At 62.6% G+C, this 26,555-nt stretch carries 17 protein-coding genes; 6 read left to right on the forward strand and 11 right to left on the reverse strand.

Annotated elements, in window-relative coordinates; genetic code table 11:
* Window positions 1-21: 21 nt before the first annotated feature.
* The 4 genes from IPV69_RS17265 to IPV69_RS17280 all read right to left on the reverse strand — a co-directional run bounded on the left by IPV69_RS17265 (window position 22) and on the right by IPV69_RS17280 (window position 8,380).
* Window positions 22-2,388 (reverse strand): PKD domain-containing protein, encoded by a 2,367-nt coding sequence (locus tag IPV69_RS17265; RefSeq protein ID WP_206290967.1) that lies wholly within the window; start codon window positions 2,386-2,388, stop codon window positions 22-24.
* 584 nt (window positions 2,389-2,972) lie between these two features.
* Complete coding sequence (locus tag IPV69_RS17270) at window positions 2,973-4,316, reverse strand: FG-GAP repeat domain-containing protein (RefSeq protein WP_206290968.1); 1,344 nt, start codon at window positions 4,314-4,316, stop codon at window positions 2,973-2,975.
* Between the two features lie 255 nt (window positions 4,317-4,571).
* A complete protein-coding gene (locus IPV69_RS17275) occupies window positions 4,572-4,946 on the reverse strand; it encodes an EF-hand domain-containing protein (RefSeq protein WP_206290969.1) in 375 nt (124 codons plus the stop codon).
* Between the two features lie 413 nt (window positions 4,947-5,359).
* Window positions 5,360-8,380, reverse strand: coding sequence for an SBBP repeat-containing protein (locus tag IPV69_RS17280; protein ID WP_206290970.1), 3,021 nt, complete (start codon window positions 8,378-8,380; stop codon window positions 5,360-5,362).
* A gap of 338 nt (window positions 8,381-8,718) precedes the next feature.
* Between IPV69_RS17280 and IPV69_RS17285 the strand changes: the two genes are divergently transcribed.
* Window positions 8,719-10,035, forward strand: a complete 1,317-nt coding sequence (locus tag IPV69_RS17285; RefSeq protein ID WP_206290971.1) for a calcium-binding protein — start codon at window positions 8,719-8,721, stop codon at window positions 10,033-10,035.
* A 78-nt stretch (window positions 10,036-10,113) separates the two neighbouring features.
* On the opposite strand, the gene IPV69_RS17290 is transcribed toward IPV69_RS17285, so the two are convergent.
* Complete coding sequence (locus IPV69_RS17290; RefSeq protein ID WP_206290972.1) at window positions 10,114-10,686, reverse strand: beta-class carbonic anhydrase; 573 nt, start codon at window positions 10,684-10,686, stop codon at window positions 10,114-10,116.
* Window positions 10,687-10,826: 140 nt separating this feature from the next.
* Between IPV69_RS17290 and IPV69_RS17295 the strand changes: the two genes are divergently transcribed.
* Complete coding sequence (locus IPV69_RS17295) at window positions 10,827-11,063, forward strand: hypothetical protein (RefSeq protein WP_206290973.1); 237 nt, start codon at window positions 10,827-10,829, stop codon at window positions 11,061-11,063.
* A gap of 17 nt (window positions 11,064-11,080) precedes the next feature.
* Here the strand turns inward: IPV69_RS17295 and IPV69_RS17300 are convergent, their stop codons facing one another.
* The 5 genes from IPV69_RS17300 to IPV69_RS17320 all read right to left on the reverse strand — a co-directional run bounded on the left by IPV69_RS17300 (window position 11,081) and on the right by IPV69_RS17320 (window position 20,149).
* Window positions 11,081-11,425, reverse strand: coding sequence for a hypothetical protein (locus IPV69_RS17300; protein WP_206290974.1), 345 nt, complete (start codon window positions 11,423-11,425; stop codon window positions 11,081-11,083).
* Window positions 11,426-11,448: 23 nt separating this feature from the next.
* Window positions 11,449-14,976, reverse strand: a complete 3,528-nt coding sequence (locus tag IPV69_RS17305) for an FAD-dependent oxidoreductase (protein ID WP_206290975.1) — start codon at window positions 14,974-14,976, stop codon at window positions 11,449-11,451.
* Between the two features lie 362 nt (window positions 14,977-15,338).
* A complete protein-coding gene (gene dnaX / locus IPV69_RS17310; protein WP_206290976.1) occupies window positions 15,339-17,531 on the reverse strand; it encodes a DNA polymerase III subunit gamma/tau in 2,193 nt (730 codons plus the stop codon).
* A gap of 262 nt (window positions 17,532-17,793) precedes the next feature.
* Window positions 17,794-18,873 (reverse strand): hypothetical protein, encoded by a 1,080-nt coding sequence (locus tag IPV69_RS17315; RefSeq protein ID WP_206290977.1) that lies wholly within the window; start codon window positions 18,871-18,873, stop codon window positions 17,794-17,796.
* A 163-nt stretch (window positions 18,874-19,036) separates the two neighbouring features.
* Window positions 19,037-20,149: a hypothetical protein gene (locus tag IPV69_RS17320; protein ID WP_206290978.1), complete on the reverse strand. Its 1,113-nt coding sequence runs from the start codon at window positions 20,147-20,149 to the stop codon at window positions 19,037-19,039.
* Window positions 20,150-20,360: 211 nt separating this feature from the next.
* Here IPV69_RS17320 and IPV69_RS17325 point away from each other — a divergent pair, with 211 nt between their 5' ends.
* Entirely contained in the window at window positions 20,361-20,972 is a 612-nt protein-coding gene (locus tag IPV69_RS17325; RefSeq protein ID WP_206290979.1) for a hypothetical protein, read from the forward strand.
* A gap of 291 nt (window positions 20,973-21,263) precedes the next feature.
* On the forward strand, window positions 21,264-22,163 hold the full coding sequence (locus tag IPV69_RS17330; protein WP_206290980.1) for a hypothetical protein: 900 nt from the start codon (window positions 21,264-21,266) through the stop codon (window positions 22,161-22,163).
* Here the strand turns inward: IPV69_RS17330 and IPV69_RS17335 are convergent, their stop codons facing one another.
* Window positions 22,164-23,114, reverse strand: a complete 951-nt coding sequence (locus tag IPV69_RS17335; RefSeq protein WP_206290981.1) for a class I SAM-dependent methyltransferase — start codon at window positions 23,112-23,114, stop codon at window positions 22,164-22,166.
* A 292-nt stretch (window positions 23,115-23,406) separates the two neighbouring features.
* Between IPV69_RS17335 and IPV69_RS17340 the strand changes: the two genes are divergently transcribed.
* Both IPV69_RS17340 and IPV69_RS17345 read left to right on the forward strand, forming a co-directional pair.
* Window positions 23,407-24,231, forward strand: coding sequence for an ABC transporter permease (locus tag IPV69_RS17340; protein ID WP_206290982.1), 825 nt, complete (start codon window positions 23,407-23,409; stop codon window positions 24,229-24,231).
* Between the two features lie 212 nt (window positions 24,232-24,443).
* On the forward strand, window positions 24,444-25,871 hold the full coding sequence (locus IPV69_RS17345) for a sulfatase-like hydrolase/transferase (RefSeq protein ID WP_206290983.1): 1,428 nt from the start codon (window positions 24,444-24,446) through the stop codon (window positions 25,869-25,871).
* Window positions 25,872-26,555: the final 684 nt, after the last annotated feature.

Consider the following 26,555-nt stretch of genomic DNA (forward strand, 5'->3'; position numbering starts at 1 on the left):
AGTCTGCTGAGCTTTACGGCATCAGTTACGGAAAACGTCGCCGGTTACTTCGGGGTAGGCGAGCCATTCCCGGGCATCCTTGTAACCCGATTGTCCGGTATAGCCGGGGCTCACCCACATGATCCCGCCTTCGGCATACTTGATGGTATCCGCCGCGATCGGCCAAACGTTGTTGAAGATCGCCTTGAAGCCACTGAGGTTGTTGGCGGCGATGCTCACGCCGGCGGTATTGTCCGAGCCCACGTGCAGGTTGGGCGCGATGTAGGTGTTCTCGCCGAGCGTAATGGAATCAGGCTGAAGTCCGCCTTCCACGCGCAAAAACCTGCCGGTAGTTGCGTAGTTGTAGCCGGTGTTGTTGAGGATATGGATGTTGGATAGTGGCCTGCCCTGCGGATCGCTGGGATTGACGCCTATCGCAGCCTGCGCGCTGTTGTTGAACACGTTGTTGCGGATCATCACGTTGGTCGCCCCGGGATACAGATCGAGCTGGTAGTTGCTGATCTTGTTGTTATCCACGACGACCCAGCTGGTGCGGGTGCTGGCCGGCTCGGTGGCTTCGCCGCGGGGTCCGATCCGCATGGGGCCGTCTTTCACACTGTTACCGTAGATGTAAGCCCAGCTTCCTCTCTGCATCTGGATGGTGCCCTTGCGAATATCCTGCTTGTCGATGCTTTCGCGGGAGATGTTCGTGAAGCTGTTGTAGGCGACGAGAAGCCGGTCGCCGTCCTTGATGCGCAGATTGTGTTCGCGTGTCGAGTTGGCCGCGGAATTGCCGAGGATGACGATGTCCTGTCCTTCGGCCCAGAGCATGTATCCGCGGACACCGGTCAACAGCGGGGCATCGTTATCCTGGAAGATGAATCCCCTGGGCTGCTGATTGGCGTTCACGCCGTCATCCACGTTCAGGAACGTGCATCCACGGATCGCCAGGTTGGTGCCGCCGGCGAAGATTCCATTGACGCCCACCTTGTTGGCTAGGTTGCCGGCCTTGTAAGGGCTGTCGAACGTGAGGTTTTCGATCACGGTCCTGTCCGACCCGCCGAACGTTTGTATTGCCGTCTTGTTGGAGACCACGTTCAAGACGGGATTGGCACCGGAACCATAAGCGCCGACATAGACGTTGTCGCCGGTGATGCTCATCCAGTAGTTGGTGTTCCAGGACTGTCCGCGTTTGAAAAGGATCTTCACGTTGTTGGTCGCGAAATCGCTGGCGCGGTCGAACGAGCGGATCGGAGCGGTGATCGTCCCGGGGTTGTTGTCACTACCCGACGCGGCATCCACATAGACCGTTCGGCGTGTATCGGCGGCGACGTTGATCGACTGCGTCGCGGTGGACGATTTGCCATTGGCGTCTGTGACGGTCAGCCGGACCGTGTAGGTGCCGGGATTGTCGTAGATGTGACCCGCCGTCCAACCCGGCAACCGGTTGTAGCCGCCGGTGGGATCGCCGAAGTCCCACTGGTACTTCGCGAACAGCGGCGAATTAGGGACGATGCTGTCCACCGCATTCACTACGACGGGCATTCCGGCGACGCCGCTCGCGCCGCCGACCAACTTCAGCACGGCTTGCGGTGAATTGCCGTTGAGAGGGCCGCCGGGCGACGGTGTGTTGTCGTCTTCGTTGCCAGTAATGGGTGGGGGCGGGGAAGCCGGCGGTGAGGTAACCCCGCCGTTGACGACGTTCACCGTCACGGACTTACGGCCGACGATGACACCCTGCGCGTTGATCTTGCCGTAGGCGATCGCCTCGAGCGTGTGCTGACCGCCCGAAGGCGTCCAGCTGTAGAAGTCGCGCCGGCCGTTATCGCCACCGATCGCGAATGGTGCCGCGCTTTCGGTTCTCAACGTCTTGCCGTCGAGCTTGAACACCACGCTCTGCGACCCGGCCGGAGGAATCGCCTCGACACTCAGTTGGTTGCCTACCTTGGCGATGTCGATCGTCGTCGATCCGGTCAGTTCGAACACGGCCTTATCGGTGCGGGCATTGATCAGATCCAGCTTGATGTTGCCGCCGCTCCCGGAAGACGGGATGCCCGACCCCTGCGACGACACCACGGTGAATGCCACCGTCCTCTGACCCTGAAGTGTCCCCTTGCCATTGGCGGCCGCAAACTGTTGCACTTGCAGCGTGTGCTTGCCGGTCGTTGGCGTCCAGGCGTTGAGATTGCCGTTGGCGTCGCCGGCGATCGAATACGGCGCGTACGTTTCCGTCGAAACGGTTTTGCCATCCAGCTTGAAGACGACGCTGCCAGCCTTGCCGGCGGGCTGAGCGGTGATACTGAGCGCCGTTCCGACAACCCCGGTATCGATGGTCATCCCGTCCGTCATCGCCGAGATCGTTTGATCTGTCGCCGCATTGGCAAGCTGAACCAAGGGCTGGGCGGCCATAAGACGCCGATTCTCCAACGCTTCGAAAACCGATGGTGTGGTGTCCGCCACAATCCGTGCCAGCTTGCGCTGGGTACGACGACGCACGAACAAACGACAACTGTGGCGGGACAGTTTGGCCATCTCGCAAACTCCTGTTGTAAATGTGACGCGAGTGCGTCGCCTCTGCGGCGAAGCAAAAGACGCGTGGGGCGCTGGTACGACAGGCCCGGCGTCTAACGTCATGTAGGCTCTGTTGATTTACGAGCCAGAGCTCGGATCGACAAGTACGAATCGACCCAGGAAGTAGAAATAGTGCAGGACGATTTGTCGTGATCCGGCGAACGTGTGGCGCAACCCCTGTTGTGGAAAGTCGGCATTGTGAAATGTGCATCACATGAGCCGATAAGCGACCGCTTCTTACAGCAGTCCGAAGGCGACGCTTATGATTGCATTTGATACAAATGACATAGACGTATCGTAAAAAAGTTTGTGTTGAACTCATCAAATTCGTCGAACACGATCAAAAAAAAAGAACCGGGCGACACCCTGAGGTGTCGCCCGGTCTGCGTTGCATGAATTCGCATTCGCGCTGCGGTCGCGATTTATCGAGAGGTCGTTTGCGTGACCGGCTGCTGAATGTGAACGAACACACCTTTCTTATTGCCGACGACCACATCGGGTCGCTTGTCGCCGTTCATGTCGCCGGCCATCACCTGCGTGCCGATGCCGCTGTTGTTATCGATCTCGAACGCGGTGTAGGTCGCCTTACCGCCTTCACGCGTGAGACGGAACCAGACCAGCATGGCGGGGGCCTCGGGGTCCTTGTCGCCTTTGGGGCCGTGGGCCCACCAGCGTTTGCCGGTGACCAGATCCTTGATGCCGTCGCCGTCCATGTCGACCAGGTCGATTGCATGCAGCTGCGCAATTCGCAGGCCCTGCGCGTTCTCTTCGGCCTTCTCGTTCATGATGAGATGGGCCTCGAATTGATCCGACGGCTTCTGCTCGTACCAGACCAGGCCGAAGCCGTGCGCGGCGATCGAGGTGATCACATCATTCTTCCCGTCGCCGTTGACGTCATACGCGTACATCTGCGCGCCGCCGGTACCGAAGTTCGCCTTGTGCAGCTTCCACTCGGGGTCGCCTTTGAGGTCGGCCGGCTGTTCCCACCAGCCGCCCTTTTCGAGGATGTCCATCTTGCCGTCGCCGTTGACGTCGCCGATGCCCAGCCCGTGTGTGAACCGCTGGTAGCCCTTGTTCCGCGGACTGATCGCGTGCCAGGTCCACTTCGCGGTCGGGTTGGCCCAGTCGGCGGTCGCGTAGCCAAGCGTTCCGCCATCCTTGTTCGTGCCATCGGTGTTGCAGACGATCTCGGGCTTGCCGTCGCCGTTGATGTCGGTGAGCTGTGGCGACTCGTTGTCGACCATGTCGAGCGCGATGTGCCGAACCCACGGCTTTTCAGATTTGGGGTCCTTAGGGTTTTCAAACCAGCTGGCGTCCTTCCCGGGGAAGCCATAGATCATGATGTCGTCCCAGCCGTCGGCATTGAAGTCGTAGACGAAGGCGAAGAAGTTGTCGGAGTACTTGATCGGGTCGAACGCCTGCGGCTCGACCTGCTTGCCGTCCTTCTCGCCGTAGCTGTAATACTGGTGCTTCTTGACGGTGCCGAAGTCCGGGCCTTCGTACCAGTAGGGCCCGGCGACGACGTCCATCTTGCCGTCTTTGTTGAAATCGCCGATCGCAGCGCCTTCGGAGTAGAACTTGTCGGTGAGCTGGTACTTGGTCCACTTCATCGGCGAAGGGCCGGCCGGCTTCGCCGGAACTGCCTTCGGAGGTTCTGCCGGCTTGAGAAGTTCGGCGGGCTTGTCGGCGGCGAGAAGCGTGCCGCAGGACAGGACGCAGGCCGCAATGACGGCGCGAGGAAGCAATCGGTTGACGGAAGTCTTCATACGGATTCTCGTTTCCAATTCGAACACGGAAATGTGCGGGCGACGATGCCCGATCCACTCGCCGAGGCGATCGGCAGGCACACATCTATTGTGACTCTACTGACGGGTCGCGCCTAGCGTTGCGGAGCTCGATCTCCGGTGTTGCGAACGCCGCCATCATGCAACGTAAAACACCCCCGATCAGCCTGGTCGGCGGATCGGGGGTGTTCAGTCAACTTGATATCAGTTAGCCGATACCTGGTCGGGCAACATGCCTCAGGCCTTGGGGGCTTCAGGCTTCTTGCCTTCGGGCTTCTTCTCGCCGGGCTTGCCTTCGCCACGCTTCGCGGCGGCGGCCTTGAACTCGGCTTCGTCGATGAAGCCGTCGCTGTTGGCGTCCAACTTGGCGAAGTTCTCCGTCAGGCGGGGGTTGCCCTTGGCTTCGTCCTTGGAGATCTTGCCGTCCTTATCGGTGTCGAGGCGTTTGATCATCTCGCCGGGGCCGCCGGCCGGGCGTTCACCGGGCTTGCCTTCGGGACGCTTGGGCTTGTCGCCTTCGGGTTTGGGCTTGTCGCCGTCGGCCGCGAGGGACATACCGCTGATGGTCATCGTGGCCGCGATGGCCAGGGACAAAATCGTCTTGATCCGCATGAACGCTCCTAAGCGAGACTCGGTTCCACCTCGCGATCCGGCATCACCCGACACCGTTGAACCCGACGAGAGGACTCCACCAGAGCCTGTAACGCGAGATACCGGGAAAAATTACAGGCCCGCCATAAATGCGGATCGGACTCCGCCTGCCGGCCTACCAGAATCCCTGTAGTGACACCCCGGGTTTGCCCGGCTTTTGAAGATTCCTCTCTCCAATCTGCGCCAGCGTAGAAGATTCGAACTGTCCTCCGTGCCCCCCGTGTCTGCTCTGAAAATGCCGGAATGAACCGCAGATTTCACAGATTGCGCAGACGGGAAAGAGTCCAATCTGCGACATCTGCGTAATCTGCGGTTCATCCCATGTCCGGACCCATTTGGCGTCCGGCGTTCATTCTCTAGACCGGGAACAGAGGCTACCTGTCCAGCGACGTCACAAGTTCGCTCGCGTCGATCCCGCCCGTGATCGCCGCGTTGCCGAATACCTCAGTCTGCCCGAAGGACGGCGTTGACGGCGTCGTGCCGGGGTTGAACTTCATCACGAAGATGTCGCTCGATCCCGCCGTCAGCGGGAAGTTCGTCGCCGCGCCGGGATCGAAGTCGGAACCGGCGAAGCTTGAGAACGTGCCGACCACGTGAGCCACGCCCGCGGCATCGACGGCGATGTCATTCGCGGTGGCGCCAAACTTGTGGATCGCCCGGAACGCACCGGCGTCGTTCAGCTTCCAGGCAAAGCTCGAGATCGCGCCGCCGTTCAAGGTCGCGGAGTGCAGAGTCGACGGGTTGAAGTCGACGTTGTTCCTGAAGGTGCCGACGGCGTTCACGCTCCCGTCGGTGCCGACGTCCAGAGCGTTGACGGTGTCGTCCAGCGCCGCGCCAGCCTTGGCGCTGAACAGGTGCGCACCGGCGCTGCTGAGCTTGACGAGGAAGGCATCCTTTCCGCCGGCGCTGGTGCGGTTGACGATCCCGGCCGACGGGTCGAAGTCGGTCGTCAGCGTGAATTCGCCGCCGACCCATGTGTTGCCGCTGGCGTCGACGTCGATCGCCTTGGCCGTCGTCGCGCCGGTTCCGCCGAGGCCGACGACCTGGTTGGTGTTGCCGTTGCTGGTTGCGTACTTGGCGACGAAGGAATCGAGCGTGCCCTTGCGCGAGACGGTCGCGCTGTAGTAGCTCATGTGGTTGGAGTGGAAGAACTCTCCCTTGAAGGTGCCGGTGACATACACCTGCCCGTTGGTCGAATCGACGGCAATGCCCGTCGGGCGGTCGTCGTCACCGCTGCCGCTGCCTTTGACCCACTGGATCGTGCCCGACGAGTTGTACTTGGCGACCCACACATCGTCCGATGCGTAGTCGCCGAGGCTGAAGTTGCTCGACTCGATGATCTGCCCCGCGCCGGGGCCCCATTGAACCGAGTAATCGAACATGCCAGTGACGTAGATGTTGCCGCTGGAATCGACGGCGACGGCGTCGGCGGTTTCGATGTTTTCGCCGCCGAACTTGCGGGCAAAGACGTGCCCGCCGTTGGTGTTGAGCTTCCAGATGAATCCATCGGTACGGTTGTCGGTGCTTTGCAGGTCCTCGGACGTATTGGGGAAGTCGAGCTTGTTGACGCCGGTGGTGAGGAACGTGCCGACGACGACGACATTGCCGAACCCGTCGACGGCGAGTCCCCCGATCTTCTCGTCGCCGAGCGACCAGTCAGGGTTCTCGCGGTGGGTGGCGACGCGCGACCACATGTACGTGCCGTCGGGGGCGAACTTGGCGACGAAGACGTCCGCGCCGCTGCCGATGGGGCCGTAGCCCGCAAAACCGGCGGACGGATCAAGATCCGGCGCGCCGCGAACCAGGCCGGCGACGTAGATGTAGCCGTTGGAATCGACCGCGATCTGCCGGCCCTCGTCTTCGCTGACGCCGAATCCGGTGCTGAACGCCCATTCCAGCGGGCTGGCGGTGCGCTGCAGGCGAAGCAGGTAGAGGTCGGTGCCGCCGTTGCTGCTGGCGTTCTGCACGCCGGCCTTGGGGTTGAAATCGACGGTGTTCGCAAATGACCCGCCGACCCAGATGTTGCCGCGCAGGGCATCGACGGCGATGGCGCGGCCCTGGTCGTTACCGGTGCCGCCGTAGCTGACCGCGTGATGGAAGCCGCCGTCGGTGCTCAGCACGCTGACGAAGGCGTCGCTGCCGCCGGCGCTGCTGGCGAGGCTGAAGCCACTCGGATGGAGCGTGACGAGCCCGCGGAAGTACCCGGTGACGTAAACGTTCCGCCCGCCGTCGACGGCGATGTCCAGGCCCGCCTCGTCGGCTTCGCCGCCGCCCAGCTTCTTCGCCCACTGATACGCGCCTTCGCTGTTGTACTTGGCGACAAAGATGTCGGACCCGCTGTTACCGAATGCGCTGAGCGTGCCTCCTGCGCCGTTGAACTTGGCGCTGTAGGTGAACTTGCCGGTGACGTAAGAGTTGCCGATGGCATCGATCGCGATCGCGTTGCCTTCGTCCCAGAATCCGCCGCCGAACTTTTTGGCAAAGCCCAGTGTGCCGTTGGATTTGATCTTCCAGACGAAGCCGTCGTAATTGGTGCCGTAGGTGTTGTCGGCGACAAGGTTGGTGGTGCCGGAACCGGGGTTGAAGTCGGCGGTCTTGTCGAACCGGCCGGCGGCGTAGACCGTGCCGGTGTCATCGACGGCGAGGTCGTTGACGTACTCGCTGCCGTTGCCGGCGAGCTGGCTGACGCGCGAGTAGTTCCCGTTGCTGGTGAGCTTCAGGACAAAGCCGTCGGTCAGCGTGGCGGTTTTGTTGACGGTGGACGGGCCGGGATCGAAGTCGACGGTACCGGCGAATGATCCGCCGACGAAGACGTTGCCGACATGATCGACGCCGACGGTATTGCCGAAATCCGAGAAGCCGGCCCCGCCGACTCGGCGCGCCCATTGAAGGGAGCCTTCCGAATTGAACTTAACGATATAGATGTCCTCAAATCCGGCGCTGGTGAGATTGGTAACCCCGGCCGAGGTATCGAAATCCTTCGTTCCGCTGAAGGAGCCGGTGACCAGGATGTTGCCGTTCTTGTCGACCGCCACATCGCTGACCGAGCCGCCCAGCTGTCGGACCCAGACCATGTTGCCGGCAGTGTTGTACTTGGCGACGTAACCGCTGCCGCTCGTGGCATCCAGGAAGACATTCACGCCACCGGGAGAGAAATCCACAATGCCGGTAAATGAACCTGCGACGACGCCGTTGCCGTCGAGGTCATAGGTGGCGGCATTGGCGGTGTCGTTGCCCACCGTGCCGCGCGTGACAAGTGATCCGAACTCGCCGTCCATCAGCAGGCGGTTCTCGAGTGTTTCGAGGAGCGGCCGAACAGCGGCAGCGAGTACTGCGTTGGGCTCCGAATCCACCGGGCAAATGGACGTTGCTTCTGACTTGAGTCGCGGTTGCATAAAGGTCTCCTTTCGGTGTTGGTTGGCTGGTCAGAAGCAACCCTACGCCATGCCTCCGAAAAGGCCGGTGACCTAAAGCGGCCAGCCTGAGTCGCGCGGTTGGGGAATCCCGTGTGGAAGATCACGAACAGCTGAAGGCTCTCATCACACGATAAACACAATGGTCATATGTGTTTGCAGATTGCTGTGATCGCAAACATGTGGCGTTGGTCCCGGCGGGCCGGAGCCAACGGCTCGGGGTGAATAGCCCCGCAAGTGCGTTGGGTTCATGACCGAATTACGGGATGACACAAGTGAACAGCCGGCCGAGCCCGGCCAACTCCTGGAGGAAACATTCGATGAAAAAGTCATTCTTCTCGCGCTGGCGCAAACCTGCGGTTCGTATTCCCGCCGGCCGATCGCTCTTGATCGAAGGACTTGAGGGTCGCCGGCTGCTGGCCGCCGACCTGGTCGCTTCGCTGGACAACGGTGTGCTGGAGGTCGTCGGTACGAAGAAAGCCGACGCGATCACCGTCAACCTGAGCACCACGGTCACCGGCCAACTGGATGTGCTCTCCGGCGCGGTCATCAAGCAGTCGTTTACCGCCGCCGAAGTGACGTCCATTCGCATCGAAGGCAGAGGCGGCAATGACGTCATTGTCGTTGACCCGACGATCACTGTGCCGGTTACCGTCGAAGGCGACGGCGGCAACGACACCATCACCGGTGGCGGCGGCGACGACGATCTCAACGGCGACGCGGGCAATGACACCATCAACGGATCCGCCGGCGACGACAACTGCAGCGGCGGTGCCGGTAACGACACCGTCAACGGCGGCGACGACAACGACCTGATTCGTGGCGACGCGGGTAAGGACGATCTCAACGGCGGCACCGGCGACGACAACTGCGACGGCGGCGCCAGCAACGACGACGTCAGCGGCGACGACGACAACGACTTCCTCACCGGCGGCAGCGGCAAGGATGTTGTCTCCGGCGGTCTCGGCGATGACGACATCGACGGCGGTTCCGGCAACGACGACGTCAACGGCGACGACGGCAACGACCGCGTCCGTGGTGGCAGCGGCAGCGATGACGTGGACGGCGGCGCCAATGACGACGTCATTCGCGGCGACAGCGGTAAAGACAACCTGACCGGCGGCGAAGGGTCCGACTCCTTCGACGACAACGAGGACAACGAGAAATCCAGCGACCGTGGTGAAGGTGACGTTTCCGACAACAGCCAGCACCTCACGCTGGCCGATCTGCCGGCACCGGTGGTCACCGCATTCAACACGCAGTTCCCCGGGGCGAAGATTCGCGAGATCGAAAGCGAGACCGAGGAATCCGTCGTGGTCTATAAGATCGATTACCTGAACACCGCGGGCGTCCGCCAGCGGGCCGTCCTCGACGCCGCCGGAACGCTGCTTCGCAACGGCGGAAAGGGCGGGCACGACGACGACGGCGGCGGTCAGCAGATCACCACCAATGACCTCCCGACCGCGGTTCAGACCGCGTTCAATACCGACTTCCCGGGTTCGACGATCGGAGAAATCGAGCGCGAGGTGGAGGACGAGGGGACGATCTTCAAGATCGACTTCACCGACGCCGCGACAATCCGCAAGCGGGCCGAGTACACCGAGGCTGGCGTGCTGAAGGACGTCGACCTGCGGTAGTCGGCGACTGGCCTGGCTGTTGTCAGAACCCCAGTACAAACCAAGGGCGGCGTGATCATCAGATCACGCCGCCTTGTTTCATTTCGAATCTTCGGCGTACCCGTCCATCAGCAGTTCGAGCTTGCCGGTGTCGGGATCGATCATCATGCCATGAACCGGAAGGTCCGGCGGAAGCAGGGGATGGTTGCGGATGGTGTGTACGCTCTGGCGGACACCGGTCTCGGGCGTATCGAACCCCGCGAGCCACGCCCGCAGGTCGATCCCCGAGTGGCTGAGCGTGTCGAACACCTTTGTCGACACGCCACGATTCTTCGCTTTGTCGATGATCCGCGAGCAGCTCAGCCCCGCCATGCCGCAGCCGTGATGGCCGACGACGGCGATCTCTTCGGCGCCAAGTTCATAGACGGCCACAAGGATACTCCGCATGACCGAGCCGAACGGGTGAGAGACGATCGCCCCGGCATTCTTTAGCAGTTTCACGTCGCCGTTGCGGATCGCCATCGCCTGCGGGAGCAGTTCCGTCAGGCGGGTATCCATGCAGGTGAGGACGACCAGTTTCTTGTCGGGGAACTGGTTGGTACGGAACGGAGCGCCGCCGTCGCGGGCGACGAACTCGGAATTGAAGGCGAGGATTTCGTTGATAACTTTCATGGGACGTTGCGCGGACAGGAATGTATTACGTCTGTCGACGTCAATTGGCAATCCCTCGACCGCACGCGTGTTGACCGATCGCAGAGGATGCGGCTGCTCAGGCCGGCTCGTGTATGCTCGCCGTTTAACAAGGAGACATCATGCCCGTAACCGAAGACGAGATGAAGCGAGCCCTGAAGGCATTCCGCAAACGGCTGAAGGTCACGCAGCTCGATGACGAGAGCCGCCTTGGCCACAGCCCGCTGACCGGCAATCGCGGAAAGGTGGTCGCGATCCAACCGCCCAGCGGTTTCACACGCGAAGTCTGGGAAGCGCTGGTCGAGAAGGGTTTTCTGACAAAGGACGGCTCTTTCTATGGGCTGGTGCCGGGGAAGTAGCGCATGAATTTCTTTGGTCACATCTGCCGTCGCCTCGCCCAACCTTCAAAGGAGGCATGATTTGCTGTCTCTTCAATGCGGTTCAGCAGCTCTTGAGTGAACTCCGGCGCGGTGACGGATAGACGAACAGTCTCTCCTTCGTATTCTTCAATGCGACCCGTCACACGGATTCGCGGTGAGCTGTGGAATTCGTAGCTGTGTTTGGCACAACTCTCGTGCGTGCGATCGGAAAACACCCGCTCGATTTCGGCCGCACGCAGATCAATGTCGAGTATCAGCGAAATGCCATACAGGACGAAGCGCAGTGAATCGTCTATGGTCCGCACGGTTTCAGTCGTGTTTGCCATCGCGTGGTTGTCCACTCGCAGTTGATATCGGAGGGTGATTACTGCCGCACTTCGAGCTTCCGCAGGCAGTGATCGATCCATCGCTTAGTTAACTTCTCCTGCGTGCCGTTCTGTGTCAGGCGTTCGCGAAGGCTGTCGAAGCGGACCTTGTCCAACGGCTGATCCTGGTTGGCGCACGAGAAGACCACTTCTTCCTTGCCCGTCTCGGGGTCGCGGTGCATTTGCAGGCACTGGGCGCAGATCTCCTTCATCATGCACTGCATCGGCGAATTGATGCTTCCGATGGCCTGATGGCCGTGCATGAGGTAGGGCTTGAGAACCGTGTGCCGCGCCTGCTGAACGCCACGCATCATGCCGTCGGAGCCGATGACGATGACACGCTGGGCTTCACTGAGCGGGATTGGCACCTCGCCCAGGTCGCCCCTGGCGTAGGCGACCATCGCCTCGACGATGTTGCCGACGAAGGCGCGGTCCTGCGTGCGGCCGGGGGTGAAGCCGGGGGCTTCATCGGAGCACCAGGTGATGACGTCGGCGGCGCGTTCGATCTCGTCGACCTTGTAGCGGTCGATGAGCTTCTTGTACCCGGCGAAGTAGATGACGCGGGAACCGCCGGCCCGCAGCTGCTGGCCGATCGAAAATAGCACCGCGTTGCCCAGGCCGCCGCCGGCGAGAAGGACGGTCTCGTGGGAAGGCGTTTCGGTCGGTTCGCCCGTCGGGCCCATCAGGATGACCGGTTCGCCCGGCTTGAGCAGGGCGCACAAGTCCGATGATCCGCCCATCTCCAGCACGATGGTCGAGAGCAGGCCCTTCTCGCGATCGACCGATGCGCCGGTGAGGGCGAGGCCTTCCATGCCGAGCACGGTGCCTTCGACGCGGGCAGCGAGCGATTCGTAGTTCTGCAGCCGGTAAAACTGCCCCGGCTCGAACGCCCGTGCCGCCATCGGGGCGCGGACGACAACTTCAACGATCGTCGGTGTCAGGCGGATGACTTCGTGGACGACAGCGCGGAGTTCATCGTTGAGCTTCGCGAACAGTTGCTCGGGCGAAGGTGCGGTTGTCGGTGCCTTGGCGAGCATGCGCGAGACGACCGGGTAACCCTGCTTGGCGCTGGCCATCGCCTTGACGACATTGCCGGCGTACGACGGGTGCAGGTCGCCGAAGAAGCTGAGCGCCTTGCCGTCGGGCCGAAGCGACATCAGCACCTGTGACTTGGCGGGTTTGCTGATCTTTTCGGGCCGAACCGGGTTGCCCTCTTCATCGATCGCCTGGAAGTAACGGCCATCGAGGTGCACGTTGTGGGCGTCTTCGCGGGCGAGCACCGTGTTCGGCTGAGTCCCGGCGGCGACGAGGATTGCCCGGGCCGGCAGCACCACTGACTCGGCCGACGCCGCCAGCTTGCCGGTGGACGGGTCGATCTGTTGCCGCACCAGCCGCAGCGCCGACGATGCGCCGTACTTGTCGAGGATCACTTCTTCCGGTGCCAGGCACTCGGCGAAGCGAATGCCTTCCTCCATCGCCTTGGTGACTTCCTCGTGGTTCAGCGTGTAGGACGGCGCATCCACCAATCGGCGGCGGTAGGCGACGGTGACGCCGCCCCAGTTGTTCAGCAGGCGCTGGAGATCGGGATCGCGGCCTTCCATCTCGGCGGCTTGGCGTTCGGCGCGGATGGCCCGGGCGTGGGCCAGGAACTCGTCGCCGATCTCGGCTTCTTCTGCCGTCCAGATGTGCCGGACGGACGCTTCGCCGTAGGTGGCCGACAGCGTTTCATAGCGCCGCAGGAATTTCTCCACCTGCACGACGTAGTACGCCATCGATTCGGTCGCGGTATCGATTGCGGTCAGGCCGCCGCCGATGACGACGACGGGCATGCGCAGTTGCAGGTTGGCGACGGTGTCGCTCTTGGCCGCGCCGGTGAGCTGAAGCGCCATCAGGAAGTCGCTCGCCTGCCGCACACCGCGGGCCAAGCCGTTCTTCATCGGGATGACGGTGGGGCGTCCCGCGCCGGTGGAAAGGGCGACGTGGTCGAAGCCCATCTCGAACGCGGTGTCGACGGTCATCGTCCCGCCGAAACGAATGCCGCCGAACATTGCGAACTCACTTCGGCGTTCCAGCAGCAGGCGGATGACCTTCAGGAAGTTCTTGTTCCACCGGACGGTAATGCCGTACTCGGCCACGCCGCCGAAACCGGCGAGCGTGCGATCGCCGAGCGGTTCGAACAGTTCGGTCGTGACGTCATACACCGGCCGAAACGCCACACGGTTGCCATGGGCATCCACGCCCGACAACCCCGGCGGCAGCGGCTCGATCTTTAGCCCGTCCACCGCGACGACGGCATGGCCGTCGTTCATCAGGTGGTGCGACAGCGTGAACCCTGCCGGCCCCAGGCCGACAACCAGCACCTTCTTTCCCGTCGCCGGCGGCGGCAGGGGGCGCGAGAAGTTCAGCGGGTTCCACCGCGTCAGCAGGCTGTAGATCTCAAAGCCCCAGGGTAGTTCGAGCACGTCTTTCAGGTTGCGCGATTCGACCTGCGGAATATCGACCGGGTCCTGCTTCTGGTAGATGCAGGCCTTCATGCAGTCGTTGCAGATACGATGGCCGGTCGCGGCGCACATCGGGTTGTCGATGGTGACGACCGCGAGCGAACCGATGGCAAAGCCGCCATCCTTCACTTCGTGCATCTCGCTGATTTTTTCTTCCAGCGGGCAACCGGCGAGGGGTACGCCGAACGTGCTCTGCTTGAACAGGCCCGACTTTTCCCGCAGGCCATGCGAGCAACTGTCTTTCGATTGGTGATGGCACTTGATGCAGTAGCCGACCTGGTCGAGCGCGCCGACGAGGTCGGTGCCGTGATCGGTGAGCGCAAAGCCTTCGCGATGCCGCAGGTGGTGACCTTCGCCCAGCTTCAGTTGCGGCGCGCCATGGATCGTCAGCTCGGCGATCGGCACCAGGTGCATCATGTCGAGCTTTTTCGGCAGCCTGAAAAGCGTGCCGTGTTCGTGGCGGTCGCGGCCGGCCGGCGTGTGCACGGCCCAGGCGGCGTAGCGGGCGGCGACTTCCAGTTCCTTCGCGTGATCGGCCTCGGCGGCAAGCCATTGCTTGAGCTTGTCGGCGATCAGGCCTTCGCCGATCGGCCCGCCGAGCAGGGATTGCAGTTCGGCCGTAACGGCCGCTCCGTCAATCGCTGCCGCCGCATCGGGTTTGGTCGCCGCGGCTTTGCGCTGGATGAACTGCCGTTTGACGTCGTAACGCGGGGCCAGCTCGGCATGGCGGGCGCGCAGGGCGTCCACTTCGGCCCGAATCCCAAAGAAGTCGGCGACGAAGTCGTCCAGGTGCGAAGCAAGCTCGATGATCAGCCCGGAGTGGTCTTTGAGCGCGATGGAGACCGGATCGTGCCGCGCCGCGAGCAATCGAGCGTGCAGATCCGGCGACGCCGACGCAAGGCGATCGAGAAACGCGGCATCGATCCGCGCAAGGCCGTCGCGGCGGTAAAGATCCTGGAACTCGAATCCGTCGGAGAGAACAAGATCACGGGCAGGCGAAGCCTGCAATGTGTTACTGGCAATCACTGTTTCGACATCCGCTTTGGTTGAAACGCGCCGTCTGGCGAAAGACGCCGCGTTAAAGGACGCAGAATTGTAGGGGCATGCGGCAGGCGATGCACGCGACAGTCCATATGCATTCGCGTTATGCGAGGTATTCGAAACGGGCGGCATTGCTCCATCTCCCCTGTACTTGGGGGAGAGGGTCGGGGTGAGGGGCCGAACGTAAGGCACCGCGATCCGCCTAACTGCACCGCTTGCGGTATCGCCAATACAGAGGCGCGACCCGGACCTCAAAACTCCTGGCAATAAATCGATTCAGGATCGACGCCCGACGTTCGGCCCCTCACCCCAACCCTCTCCCCCGAGTACGGTGGAGAGGGAGCAAGCTACTCAATCTTGACAATTTGCGCGTTCAACGTCGTCACCAACGCCTCGATCAGCGGCACCTGCGCCCGGATGGCCTCAGCCTGCTCCTGCGTAATGCGCTGGGCGGGCGCTGGTGGCGGGGGGGCGGGCCGCTCGATCGGGCGCTGGTGCCCGGATCGGCTATCGCCGCCACGCGATGGCGGGCCCTTGGTCTGTGCCGTCGGCGATTGCGATGTCGATCCCTGCGACGGGGGCCGCTGTGCGTCGGGTTGCCGCTTGTCGACCACTGGTTCCGGTTCGGCTTCGACCTCAAACCGCACGCCTACGCCTCGCCCCATCGCCTTACCGAGGGCATCGCGGACGATGTCTTTCTTGCCGTTGCGGTCCCACTGTCGGGCGAAGGATTCACACCGTGCGGGGATCGAGATCACCGCAAAGCCGTCGGGGTCGAGCCGGTCGAGCCGGGACTGCGACATCACGCTGTGAATGCCCACCTGCGGCTTGAGTGAATCGATCGTGACAGCCCAGGCGGTGTGCAGGTCTTCAGTTCCCGCGGGGCGGGATGCCACCGCAGCGTCTACGCTGACCTCGCCCGTCGCCGACGACCCATGACCGTTCGCCGAAGCGGCCGACGAAGCCGATGAGCCCGCCTTGACCATTTCCGCCAACGACGGGCCGGTATCGTCCTCCCACACCTTGCCGGGACGCGGAAGGTCGTCGTCGCCGAAATCGATGCTGTCCAGGACCGAACCTGTGGGAACGGGGACGGATGGTGTCGAGGCCGTCTGAACCGGCAATGGCGCGGGGGGAGAAGCCGGCGGCACCGCCGAAGCAGTGGCGGCCATCTCGGCCTTCATCGCATGGACGGCTTGGCTGACACTAGGGGTGGCCGTCGGCGAAATCGACGGTGCAGCCGGTGTTGATGGAACCGATGGCGCGGGGTCGGCACGAGGTGCTGCGGGGGCCGTCGGCGTCAGTTCATCGGTCTTTTTTTTTTGAGCGGCCGCTGACGATCCGGGTGCCGCCGCCGGCCCGGTCCGCGCCGCCGGTCGGGTGGTGGCGGCACCGCCATTGCCAGGCCCTTCCAACTGCGAAAGCAGGTTGCCGATTGCCGCGAACTGGTCCGACATCGCCATGCGGACGATCGTCGCATCCAGCAGTGCCCGCCCGGCCTGCGACTGCCGCACGTGCCGGCGGAGTTCTTCCAGGATCGTGATGTCCTGCACCAGCGCCGCCGGGTCGAACCGCTCCGACTGGCTGACCATGTCGTTCAGCGAAAGCCCCGGCACTTCGACCAGTTCGCTGTCGGCGCCGCAGGTGCGGAGGATCAGCAGGTTCCGCAGGTGGTCGGTCAGGGCGGCGATGAGCGAATCGACGCTTTGGCCGGCGTTGATCATCGACGTGGCGCGGGTAAGGGCGGCCTTGATGTCGCCGTCGCCGATCGCCTGCGCCAGGTCGAACAGCAACTGGCTTTTCGGCAGGCCGAGCATCGATTCGATGAGGTCGGTGTCGAGCTTCTTCTCACCCACGCTCAGCAGGCGGTCGAGCAGCGACAGGGCATCACGCATCGACCCCGCGCCCGCCTTGGCGACGAGCAATAGCGCATCGTCGCCGGAGGCAATCTTTTCCTGCTGGCAAATGTCCTTCAGGTGGGCGGCAATCTCGCGCGTCGGAATGTTGCGGAAATCGTACCGCTGGCACCGCGACAGGATCGTCGGCAGCACTTTCTCGACTTCCGTCGTTGCCAGGATGAACTTCACATGGGGCGGCGGCTCTTCCATCGTCTTCAGCAGCGCGTTGAACGCCGCCTTCGACAGCATGTGCACTTCGTCGATGATGTAGACCTTGAACCGGCTGCGGCCCGGGCGGTACTGCGCGTTCTCGATGATGTCGCGAACGTTGTCCACGCCGGTGTTGCTGGCGGCGTCGATCTCGATGACGTCCATGTCATCCCCCTTGGCGACGCGCAGGCACGAATCGCACGTGCCGCAGGGGGTGGGCGTGGGCTTATCGAAGCTGTGACAGTTGAGCGCCTTGGCCATGATCCGGGCCATCGACGTCTTGCCGACGCCGCGCGTCCCGGTGAACAGGTAAGCGTGGGCAACGCGGTCGCACTCGATCGCCTTCTTCAGCGTCTGCCCGACGTGCTCCTGCCCGATGACCTCGTCAAAGGTCGTGGAGCGGTAACGGCGGGCGAGGACGGTGTAGGACATGGGGAGCTATTGAGTAATGCGTACTGCGTAAGCGTCTAAAAGCACAATCAGCCGTCCGGCGTGCCTGTTTAGCGGTCGGACCGCAGGTCCACTCGGTACGGGCCCCGCATTCTACTCCGAAGGAAGGGAATTCGCGCGTTCGACGCTGCAAAAGTGACACCCACCCAAATGATCGGCGGTGGCGCTGTGCATACCGCCGGCTAATGGCTTTGACCCCTGCCGGGGGAATGAATGCGATTCGCGAAGAGGCGTCGCAAATTGATCAGGGACGCGGCTCGAACGCCCGCCGAGTAACAGGCGACGATCCCGCCTTCCCCATCTCCGCATCAAACACCCGTACCGGCGTGTTCCCCGCGAGGTCTTCCAGCAGTTCGTCGGCGACGAGCTGATACCCTTCGCCGTTCCACGGGCTTGCCGGTGTGAAAGCCCAGCTCGATTCGCCTTCGCCAACGTCGACCTTGCCGTCGATTGCTCTCCCGGCGGCGTCGCCGACGGTCAGCAGGCGGGACAGCAGGGCGTGATCCAGCGGCTTGGGGAATGTCACCTTCAGCGGATCGCGTGAACCGGCTCTAATCGCGGTCAGCTGCCAAGCCTCGACGGCGATGCGTTCCCGATCCTCGGCCGTCGCGGTGAAGGTCTTCTCGAACGCCGCGGCCATCGGCTTGCCCGAGAGGTCTTCCAGCGTGGCTTCGAGTTTGAGCGTGAACTTTTGGCCGGGCATCAGGACCGGGCCAAACTCTTCGCGCAAATTGACGCCCTGTTTCACCCGGCCGGGGTGGATCCAGAGGGTCAGGCGTTTGCCGTCTTCGGACCACTGCTGGAACCGCCGCCAGGGGTCGTGAACGGCTTGGCCTTTCTCATTCAGGATGTGCATGCGGTCGAAGATCTTGTCCGACTGGCGCATGGGCTGCGAGAAGTAAACGTAGAACTTCAGCAGGTTGGCCGGCAGCTTGTCGCTGGTGGGGTAGACGCGTTCGACGGTCGCCGGTTTTTCGTCCGGGGCGGCGGGGGCGGTGTAATCAATCGAGATTGGCGGCTTGCCGGCGATCGTCAGCGTCGCCCGGTAGCGGCCGCCGGGGCTGAGGTGGAACTCGGGTTGGAATGCAATCGTTTCGCCGGTCCGCTGGACGGTTCCGAACACGGCGGGCCCGGGTTCCCCGGTTTTGTCGTCGAGGCGAGCTAGGCGAAGTTGGCCGCCCTCGCCAGCGCCGCCCGCGGGTGCGATGGTGACGAAGCGGGGCCGAAGCAAGTCGTCGCCGGGCTCGACACGGATGGGTGCCTCCGCCGCAACTGCCGAAGCGCAGTAGAGAAGGCAGAAGAGGATGACCAGCAGCCTGTCCATATTGAGGCACGGATAGTGGGTGGCATGGGCAAGCGTACTCGCTTGCCCGTGGCGATCACCAATCAACGTTCGACACGGGCAACGGAGTACCGTCGCCCATGCCACCCAATCTCAGCGATCTGCGTTCTGCACCAGCATCAGTGCATGCCCATGGCACAACCGCTTACGGCAACGCCAGCACCTGCAGGTCGATCTGCCCGCCGTTGTCCTTCACGACGACGGCGCGGGCGTCATCCAGCTTGCCCATGTGCATGACGCCATGGAAGCTGTCGACCATCGTCACGGCCGGGTCGGCGGGGTTCTTCACGTTGCGCTTCATCGCCTGCTCGTTCTTCTTGTCGGCCGCCAGGATCGACTGGTCGAACCGGCAGGTCCAGTAGGGCATCGGCGACAGCGGGGCCTTGGCGTGATGGAAGCGGAAGGTGTTGATGATGACCGACGCCTTGCCGTCCTTGGTGTAGCCGAACATGTTCAGCGGGCGGTTGCCGGAGCCTAGCTCGATCATGGATTCGCCCTTGACCTTCGCGCCGTTCTGGATGGCATCGATCGGGTACTTCACCACGGGCGTGCAGCCGAAGCCGCCGACGATGTATCGCTTGCCGTTCTCTTCGTAGGGGAACATCGCCGCCATCGGGGCCTTGGTTTCCCACTTGCCGTGGGCGACGTGGTAGGTCTCGGCGGAGATGACGCCGAACGCCGCCTCCGGGCCGATGGGTGCGGGGATGACGATCAGCTTGCTGGCGAACTCTTCGCTGGTCCGGGCCGAGCAGACGAGCCGGTCCTTCGCCCAGGTCATCTCGGTCACGCGCGGCGCGCCGGCGGTGCCCTTGGGCAGCGACACCGACGTGTGCTTGACGGCCTTGAGGCTAAGCGGGGCGATCGTGCCGTCGGGATCGACCGTCACGATCAGGTTCTGCTTCTCGTCGAGCTTTTTGACCAGCACGTAGGTGCGGCCGGTGGCGGCGTTGACGTCGATCTCGGCGATCTCCACGTCCTTGTCCGCCGCGCCCAGCCGGCCGGCGATTTCCTTGACGATGTTCTTCACGGCCGGGCCGTCGCCAGGAAGCTTCTTGATGTCGTCCGTCTGCACACCGACGATCCGCGAATTGGTGCCATCCGAGATCAGCAGCACGCCATCGGACGCGACGGCGATCGTGTCGATGCTCTTGATGCCCGGATCGCCGTCGGTCAGCGGCCCGGCCAGGGGATTGGCAGTTGCGACCGTGGCAAAACCAAGCGACGTCGTCAGAACGACACCCAGAAGTCTTCGCAGCATCGGCGGCTCCTTCGAGTTTTCAGGACCTGAAAGGGGAAGTGGACTGCCGCGAATGGTAACATTCGTGGTTCGAAGCCTCAATCGATAATTGCGGGTTTGTCACTTGTCACTTGTCACTCGGTCCGCTGACCAGTAACCAGTGACCAGTAACAAATGACAAATGACATCCTCGACTTGACTCTCGCTCACCCGATTCACCATACTCCCGCCCATGGCCAAGCCTCTGGTCCTGCGCTTCGGGGAGCGTGAGTTCCCGTTCCAACTCGACCGCGTCGAACGGTCCGATCTTTACGGCTACGTGGAGATCGAAACGTTCGACCAGCACGGCAACCGCTGCTCGACGGCCAAGCTGCTCAGCGACGGCAAGACCATCGTCACGTCGGGTGGGACGGCGATGGGATTTCTTTCGCCGGACGCCAACTGGCTAGAAAAGAAGGAGCTGACGGCGGTCGACAGCGACAACAAGCCGATCACGCCGGTGCCCTCGTCTTATTCCGCCCCGGTTCCTGTCGATAAGACGGTGACGATCGACGAGTACCTGAGCCACAACGTCAAGGCGGCGTATGCGATCACCTGCCTTGAAGACATGTCGCCGATCATGGACGAGCTGAAGAAGGGGGCGATCTACAGTTTCCCCTACAGCTTCCGAGGCGGGCTGGAGGCCAACGCCGGGTTCCTGCTCCTGGCTGCCGACGGCACGCCATTCCTGATGGTCGCCGAACCGACGAAGTTAGAGTTCCTGTCATTCGAGCAGACCAGTGGCGTGGAAGACGAACCGACCGATGGTGAAGAGGACGAATCGCTGGATTTCGGGATGATGTGAACGACGAAGGTTTTGTCCACGAATGAACACGAATAGGGACGAATGAAGAAGCTGTCCGTGACACGGCTTTCCTAAGCCGTGCGGGGTAGGTCACGACGCAGACCAATGCGAATCTTCAGTGCTGCGGAATTTCGATCTTGTCGAGCAATAGAAGAGGATCGATTGAAGATTGAAGTCGTCTTACGTTCGGACGCAGCCCGCACGGCTTAGGAAAGCCGTGTCACGGACAGCCGTTCCATTCGTGCCCATTCGTGTTCATTCGTGGATAAAATCCGGATTGATGGAGGTTTTGTGGGTCAGATCAACATCGCCAACAGCAAGGGCCGCGACGCCACCGTCAGCACGCTGAGCGTGCGCAAGGCAAAGAAGGTTCGCTGGTGCGACGCTCAGCAGCGGCAGGCGGCGGGTATTCGCGTGCTCAAGGCGTCGCTGGAGAAGGACGCCGCGGCATTGACGAAGCAGGCGGGAGGGATCGAGAAAGTCGCCGACCTGATCATCGCCGCCGACCCGGAACTGGACATCGAGAACTTCGGGCGGTTTCTGAAAGAGACGTCCAACGTCTTCATCAATCCCGAAGGCAAGGTGGTCAACAAGGTCAGGCAGTTTGAGGTCGTCCGCAACCCCGACGGCAGCGAGAAGGAACGCCGGCCGCGGAAAGTCAGCACCTCGAACACCGCCGTCGAAGGCCAGCCGGTGAAATGGACCGGCAAGCTGATGAAGAAGTCGGACGTCTACAACAAGTTCGTCTTCTCCAGCAAGCAGCAGATCGGTCATATCAACGGCCTGACCTACGACTTTCTGTACGGCATGGCCAAAGAGCTGGAAGAAAAGCAAAGCCTGATGTTGCTGGGATCGGGGCCGAAGGGGACCGGGCCGCTGGTCTTTCAGCGGGGCGGGCAAAACTACCGCGGCTTCCTCGAAGGTCGCACCGACGGGAACAAGTACTGCCTGCTGCTGCACCTTTCCAACTTGGAACTGAAGGCGCCACCAAGGCCGCCGGAGGCACCGGCTGAGGCTGCCAAGCCCGCCGCACTAGTCGCTGCACCCGCCTCGACACCAAAGCCCGAGCCGGCCACTGCCGTGACACCAGCGGTGAAACCGCCCGCCGAGCCGGCAACGCCCTCGGCCGACGTGGCCGACGCCAAGGCGGCCAAGCCGAAACGTGCCCCGCGAAAGAAGAAGGACGCCTGATCATCCGATCGGCTTGCGCGCGAAGGGGAACTCGAACACCCCCAGCCGCTTGTTGAGCACCCGGCCGGCAACCGTCCAGGGCAGCAGATTGTGCCACCACTTGCGATCGCTCTGGTGAACGTTCTTCAGCACTTTGAACCGGATGATCTCCCGGCACCCGTTTCGGTAACCCAGCGGCTCTGTCGTGAAGCCCGCCGCCTTGAGCGCCATCGCGGCGTTGTCGGGATCGAAGAAGCTCACGTGAATGTCCGGGTTCACGTACTCCCACTGCGTCAGCCGATCGCGGTAGGGCCGTGCGTTGCCCGTGGTGAAGAAGAACGTGCCGCCCGGCTTGAGCAGCCGGTAAATCTGCCGGAACAGCGCGTTGGGGTCGGGAATGTGCTCGATGACTTCGATCGCCGAGACGATGTCGAACGTTCCCTCGGCGGCGGAGAGCTCGGCGTCGTTCAGGATCGGAATGCCGGTTTCGCGCGCTTTGTCGGTGATCCAGCCGATATCGAATCCGACGCAGTCGTAACTCGTCGTCGCCAGTGCGTGCCGGACGACCCCGCCATTGCCGCACCCGAAATCCAGCCAGCGAACCCCGGGGGCGGGCGGCACGAGTGTTTTGACGATCCGCACGACCCCTTCCCATTCGTTGCGGCGGACAGTCGTCTCGGGGTGGTTCAATTCATCGACGTAGTTCAGCAGCGGGTCGGCACCTTTGCCCTGGTAGTAGGCTTCGTCGTAAATCCGGGCGTAATCGAGGCAGGGGTTGGCCAGGAACGCGAAGTGGCAGTTCGTGCAGCGGCGGAGGTCGTACTGGTTGTGGGTTACCGGGCCGCCGACCACGCCAACGATCGTCGACGACCCGCCGCAAAGCGGGCACCGTTCGCGGTACGCGATGGAACCCGGCGTTTCGGCCGGGGGAGGCATCTGCGGGGCGGCACTCATCTGCGACGTTTCGGGCATCGTCCGGCGACTATACGGCCACGACCGTCCGCCGCAACCCGGGACGCCGATGGCCGTCTGTCGCGGGTGAATCGATGACTTCTGGTACCCGCCTGTTTTCGGGTGCCATGGGCTGCGGTACTCCGCTGCCCGTGGCGACGCGTGACTGCCGCGACACGGCCACGCACCAGGCCGACTCCAAGACTGAACGCCAAGACGCCGAGGCGCCAAGAGTCACAATGTCTCGGATGTCTTACTTGGCGTCTCGGCGTCTCGGCGTTCATCACGTCGCACCACAAACACCCGGCGACCCTTGATCGCCATCGCCTGCGCGGCCATGCTCTGTGGCATGCTCGGTCCCGTCATCGCCCACCGCCGGCTCGTCTGGCAGCACGCCCTGTCGCACCTTCGCCACCGCTACGCGGGGACCGGGCTTGGGGTGGTGTGGAATGTGCTCCATCCGCTGGCGATGATCGTGGTCTACTCGGTCGTGTTCGGCGCCATCATGCGGCCGGCCGCCGTTCCGGGTGTTGAGGGGCCTTTCGCGTACGTCCTGTATCTGTGCGCCGGGTTTCTGCCTTGGATGTCGCTCGCCGAATCGCTGACCCGCGGCACGACGGCGTTCACCGACAACGCCGCGTATCTGAAGAAACTCCCCGTCCCGGAACCGGTTTTTGTCGCCCAGGCGGCGGCGTCCGCGTCGGTCGGCCTGGCGATCAGCTTTTCGCTCCTTCTGGTGCTGTCTCTGGCGGCCGGGCTCCGCCCGACGATGTACTGGCTGCTGATCCCCGTGCCGCTGCTGTCGATGCAGGTGACCGGCTTGGGTTTCGGCTTACTCCTGGGCACGCTGAACGCGTTTTTCCGCGATGTTTCGCAGATGCTGACGGTCGCGCTTCAGGTCATCATGTGGACCGCGCCGGTCGTCTACCTGTCCGACATCCTGCCGCCGGGACTCCGCGCCGTCATCGCCTGGCACCCGCTGACGCCCGTGCTCGACGCGACGCGCGGCCTGTTTCTGCTGGGGCAACTACCCGGCGGGCAGACATGGCTGCTGCTGCTGGCGTGGCCCGCCGTCGCAGTGGCGGTCGGCTCGTGGGTGTTCAACCGGCTGCGCCGGGAGATTCGCGACGTGTTGTAGCCGTTTGGCAAGGAAGTCTCGCCGCGGAGGAAACGGAAGTTCACGCTCGATGTATGGGTGGGTGGCGAATGGAAGACGGTCACTGAAGGCACGACCGAAGCCAGCGACAAATCTAAGAGAATAGCATCCGTTATCGCGCTGAAAGTCCGCCTGACGAAGGAGTGCGATAAGGCCTGGCCTGGCGTGGCGGAACTTCGGTTCTATCGTGCGGGATGGCGATCATTTCTATGAAAACAATACCACTCCTGATCCTCGCAATTTGCGCCCTGATTCCATCGGCCTCACTCCGTGCCGCGGAGCGGCCGCCGATCAAACCAAACATTCTTCACATCCACGCGGACGACCATCGCGCCGACGGGTTGCACGCGCTCGGCAATGCAATGCTCGTCACTCCGAATCTCGATTCACTGGTCGAGCGGGGCATGACCTTCAGGCATTGCTATACGATGGGTTCGATGGTCGGTGCCGTCTGCACGCCGAGCCGTACGATGATGCTTACCGGCCGCTCGTGGCTGCGTATTCCCGGAAGTCCTGGCGCAGCGCCCAATGCCAAGGATCCGGCGACGTTTTTGCCGCGTGTCCTGCGGACAGCAGGGTATCAGACCTGGCATATGGGCAAATGCGGCAATGGCTTCCCTGCGGGGCTGGCGGCGTTTGAAACGACTATCAGGGACGACGCCAGGGGCGCGACTCCTGAAAATGATCGTGCTCATTGCAGCCAGCGTCTTGCCGATGGCACCATCAAGTTCCTCAAGTCGCGCGCAGCGGCACACGAGGAGAAGCCGTTCTACATTTACATCGCTCCGCCCGTCCCGCACGATCCACGCTCTGCCGAGCCGCAATTCCACAAGCTCTACGATCCCGCCCAGATCCGGCTCTCGCCTGCGTTCATGCCTTTGCACCCCTTCGACAATGGGGAGATGACCGTGCGCGATGAAAAACTGGCACCGTGGCCGCGCACTGAGGCGGACACGAAGCAACAGCACGCCGATTACTTCGCCTGCGTCACCGGACTCGATCATCACGTCGGACGAATCTTTGCAGAACTGAAAGCCTGCGGACAGTGGGACCAGACGATCATCATCTTCAGTGGCGACAACGGTCTCTCGCTCGGCGAACACGGGCTCTTTGGCAAACAGAACCTCTATGAGCTCGGCGGCATGCATGTACCGCTTGTGATTGCCGGTCCTGGCATTCCCAGGGGCCAAAGCGATGCGTTGGTTTACCTGATGGACTTGTTTCCGACCCTCGTAGAACTCGCCGGCGCGAGAGTTCCAGCCGGCATTGATGGCCGAAGCATTGTCCCGATCCTGGCGGGCAAGCAGGCCAACGTCCGCGACGTGCTCTACACCGCATATCGCGACTGCCAGCGGGCCATTCGCGACAAGCGATGGAAGCTCATCCGCTATCCGCTTGTGGACAGGACCCAGCTTTTCGATCTTGACGCGGATCCGCACGAGCTGATGAACCTGGCCGACAAGCCCGAACACAAGGCGAAGGTCGCCGAGCTGACCGCGCTCCTTAGTCGGGAAATGGCAGCCAACGCCGACACCTCCCCCCTGACAGTTGAGAATCCGAAACCCGCGGAGTGGACGCCACCGATTCCGGGAAGCGACGCAGGAAAGAAAGCACGAAAATGAAATCATCCTCGAAGATGATTTCCGGCTCTGCGGCGATCTTCGATGGCGGAGGTGATCGATTGGCCAAATCGATAACAGAACTGAAGCGACTTCCAAAGTGAATGAAGAGAAGGGGCATCACGATATCCCCTTCGTGTCCCCGCCGGGCGGGGGTGGGTGGCGACAGAACCTGGGGGCGTGGCCTGCCAGTCGCATCTGGCTCCTTCGGTCGCTGGCCCGGCTACTTTCTGCTTGCAAATCTGCGAGATCGTCTTAACATATACCGTACAAAATGCCGTCCTCGGATCGGATGCTTTCGGGCATTCGGTCGGGGTTGGCTGGCGCTGCCTGGTGCCTGGTCGTCGCGGGTGTGATCCGTCGTCGGCTGGGGTGTCGGACTGGGTGGCGCGTGGCGAGATGACGTGGTTCTGTCGGCGGGTCGCGTGGCTCGCCTTGGTGATTGCATAGGGGTGCTGACTCGGACGATCCGGCGGCGGCATGTGACCTCCTAAAGGGGCCGCGCACGAAGTAAGCGGGCACGGGAAGCGGCATCGCGTAATTCCCGCTTCCTTCGTGCGCGGCTCCCACGGAGCGTCATGCGCGTTGGCGGATCGGGCCGAGTGGTCTTGTTTCAGGAGGTGAAAGGCAAACGCGAGAAGCCGACGGTTGGCTCGGGTTCGTTCGGCAAACTGATGATCGCCTCGG

Origin of the sequence: Humisphaera borealis (assembly GCF_015169395.1) — a bacterium.
Classification (GTDB): Bacteria; Planctomycetota; Phycisphaerae; order Tepidisphaerales; family Tepidisphaeraceae; genus Humisphaera; species Humisphaera borealis.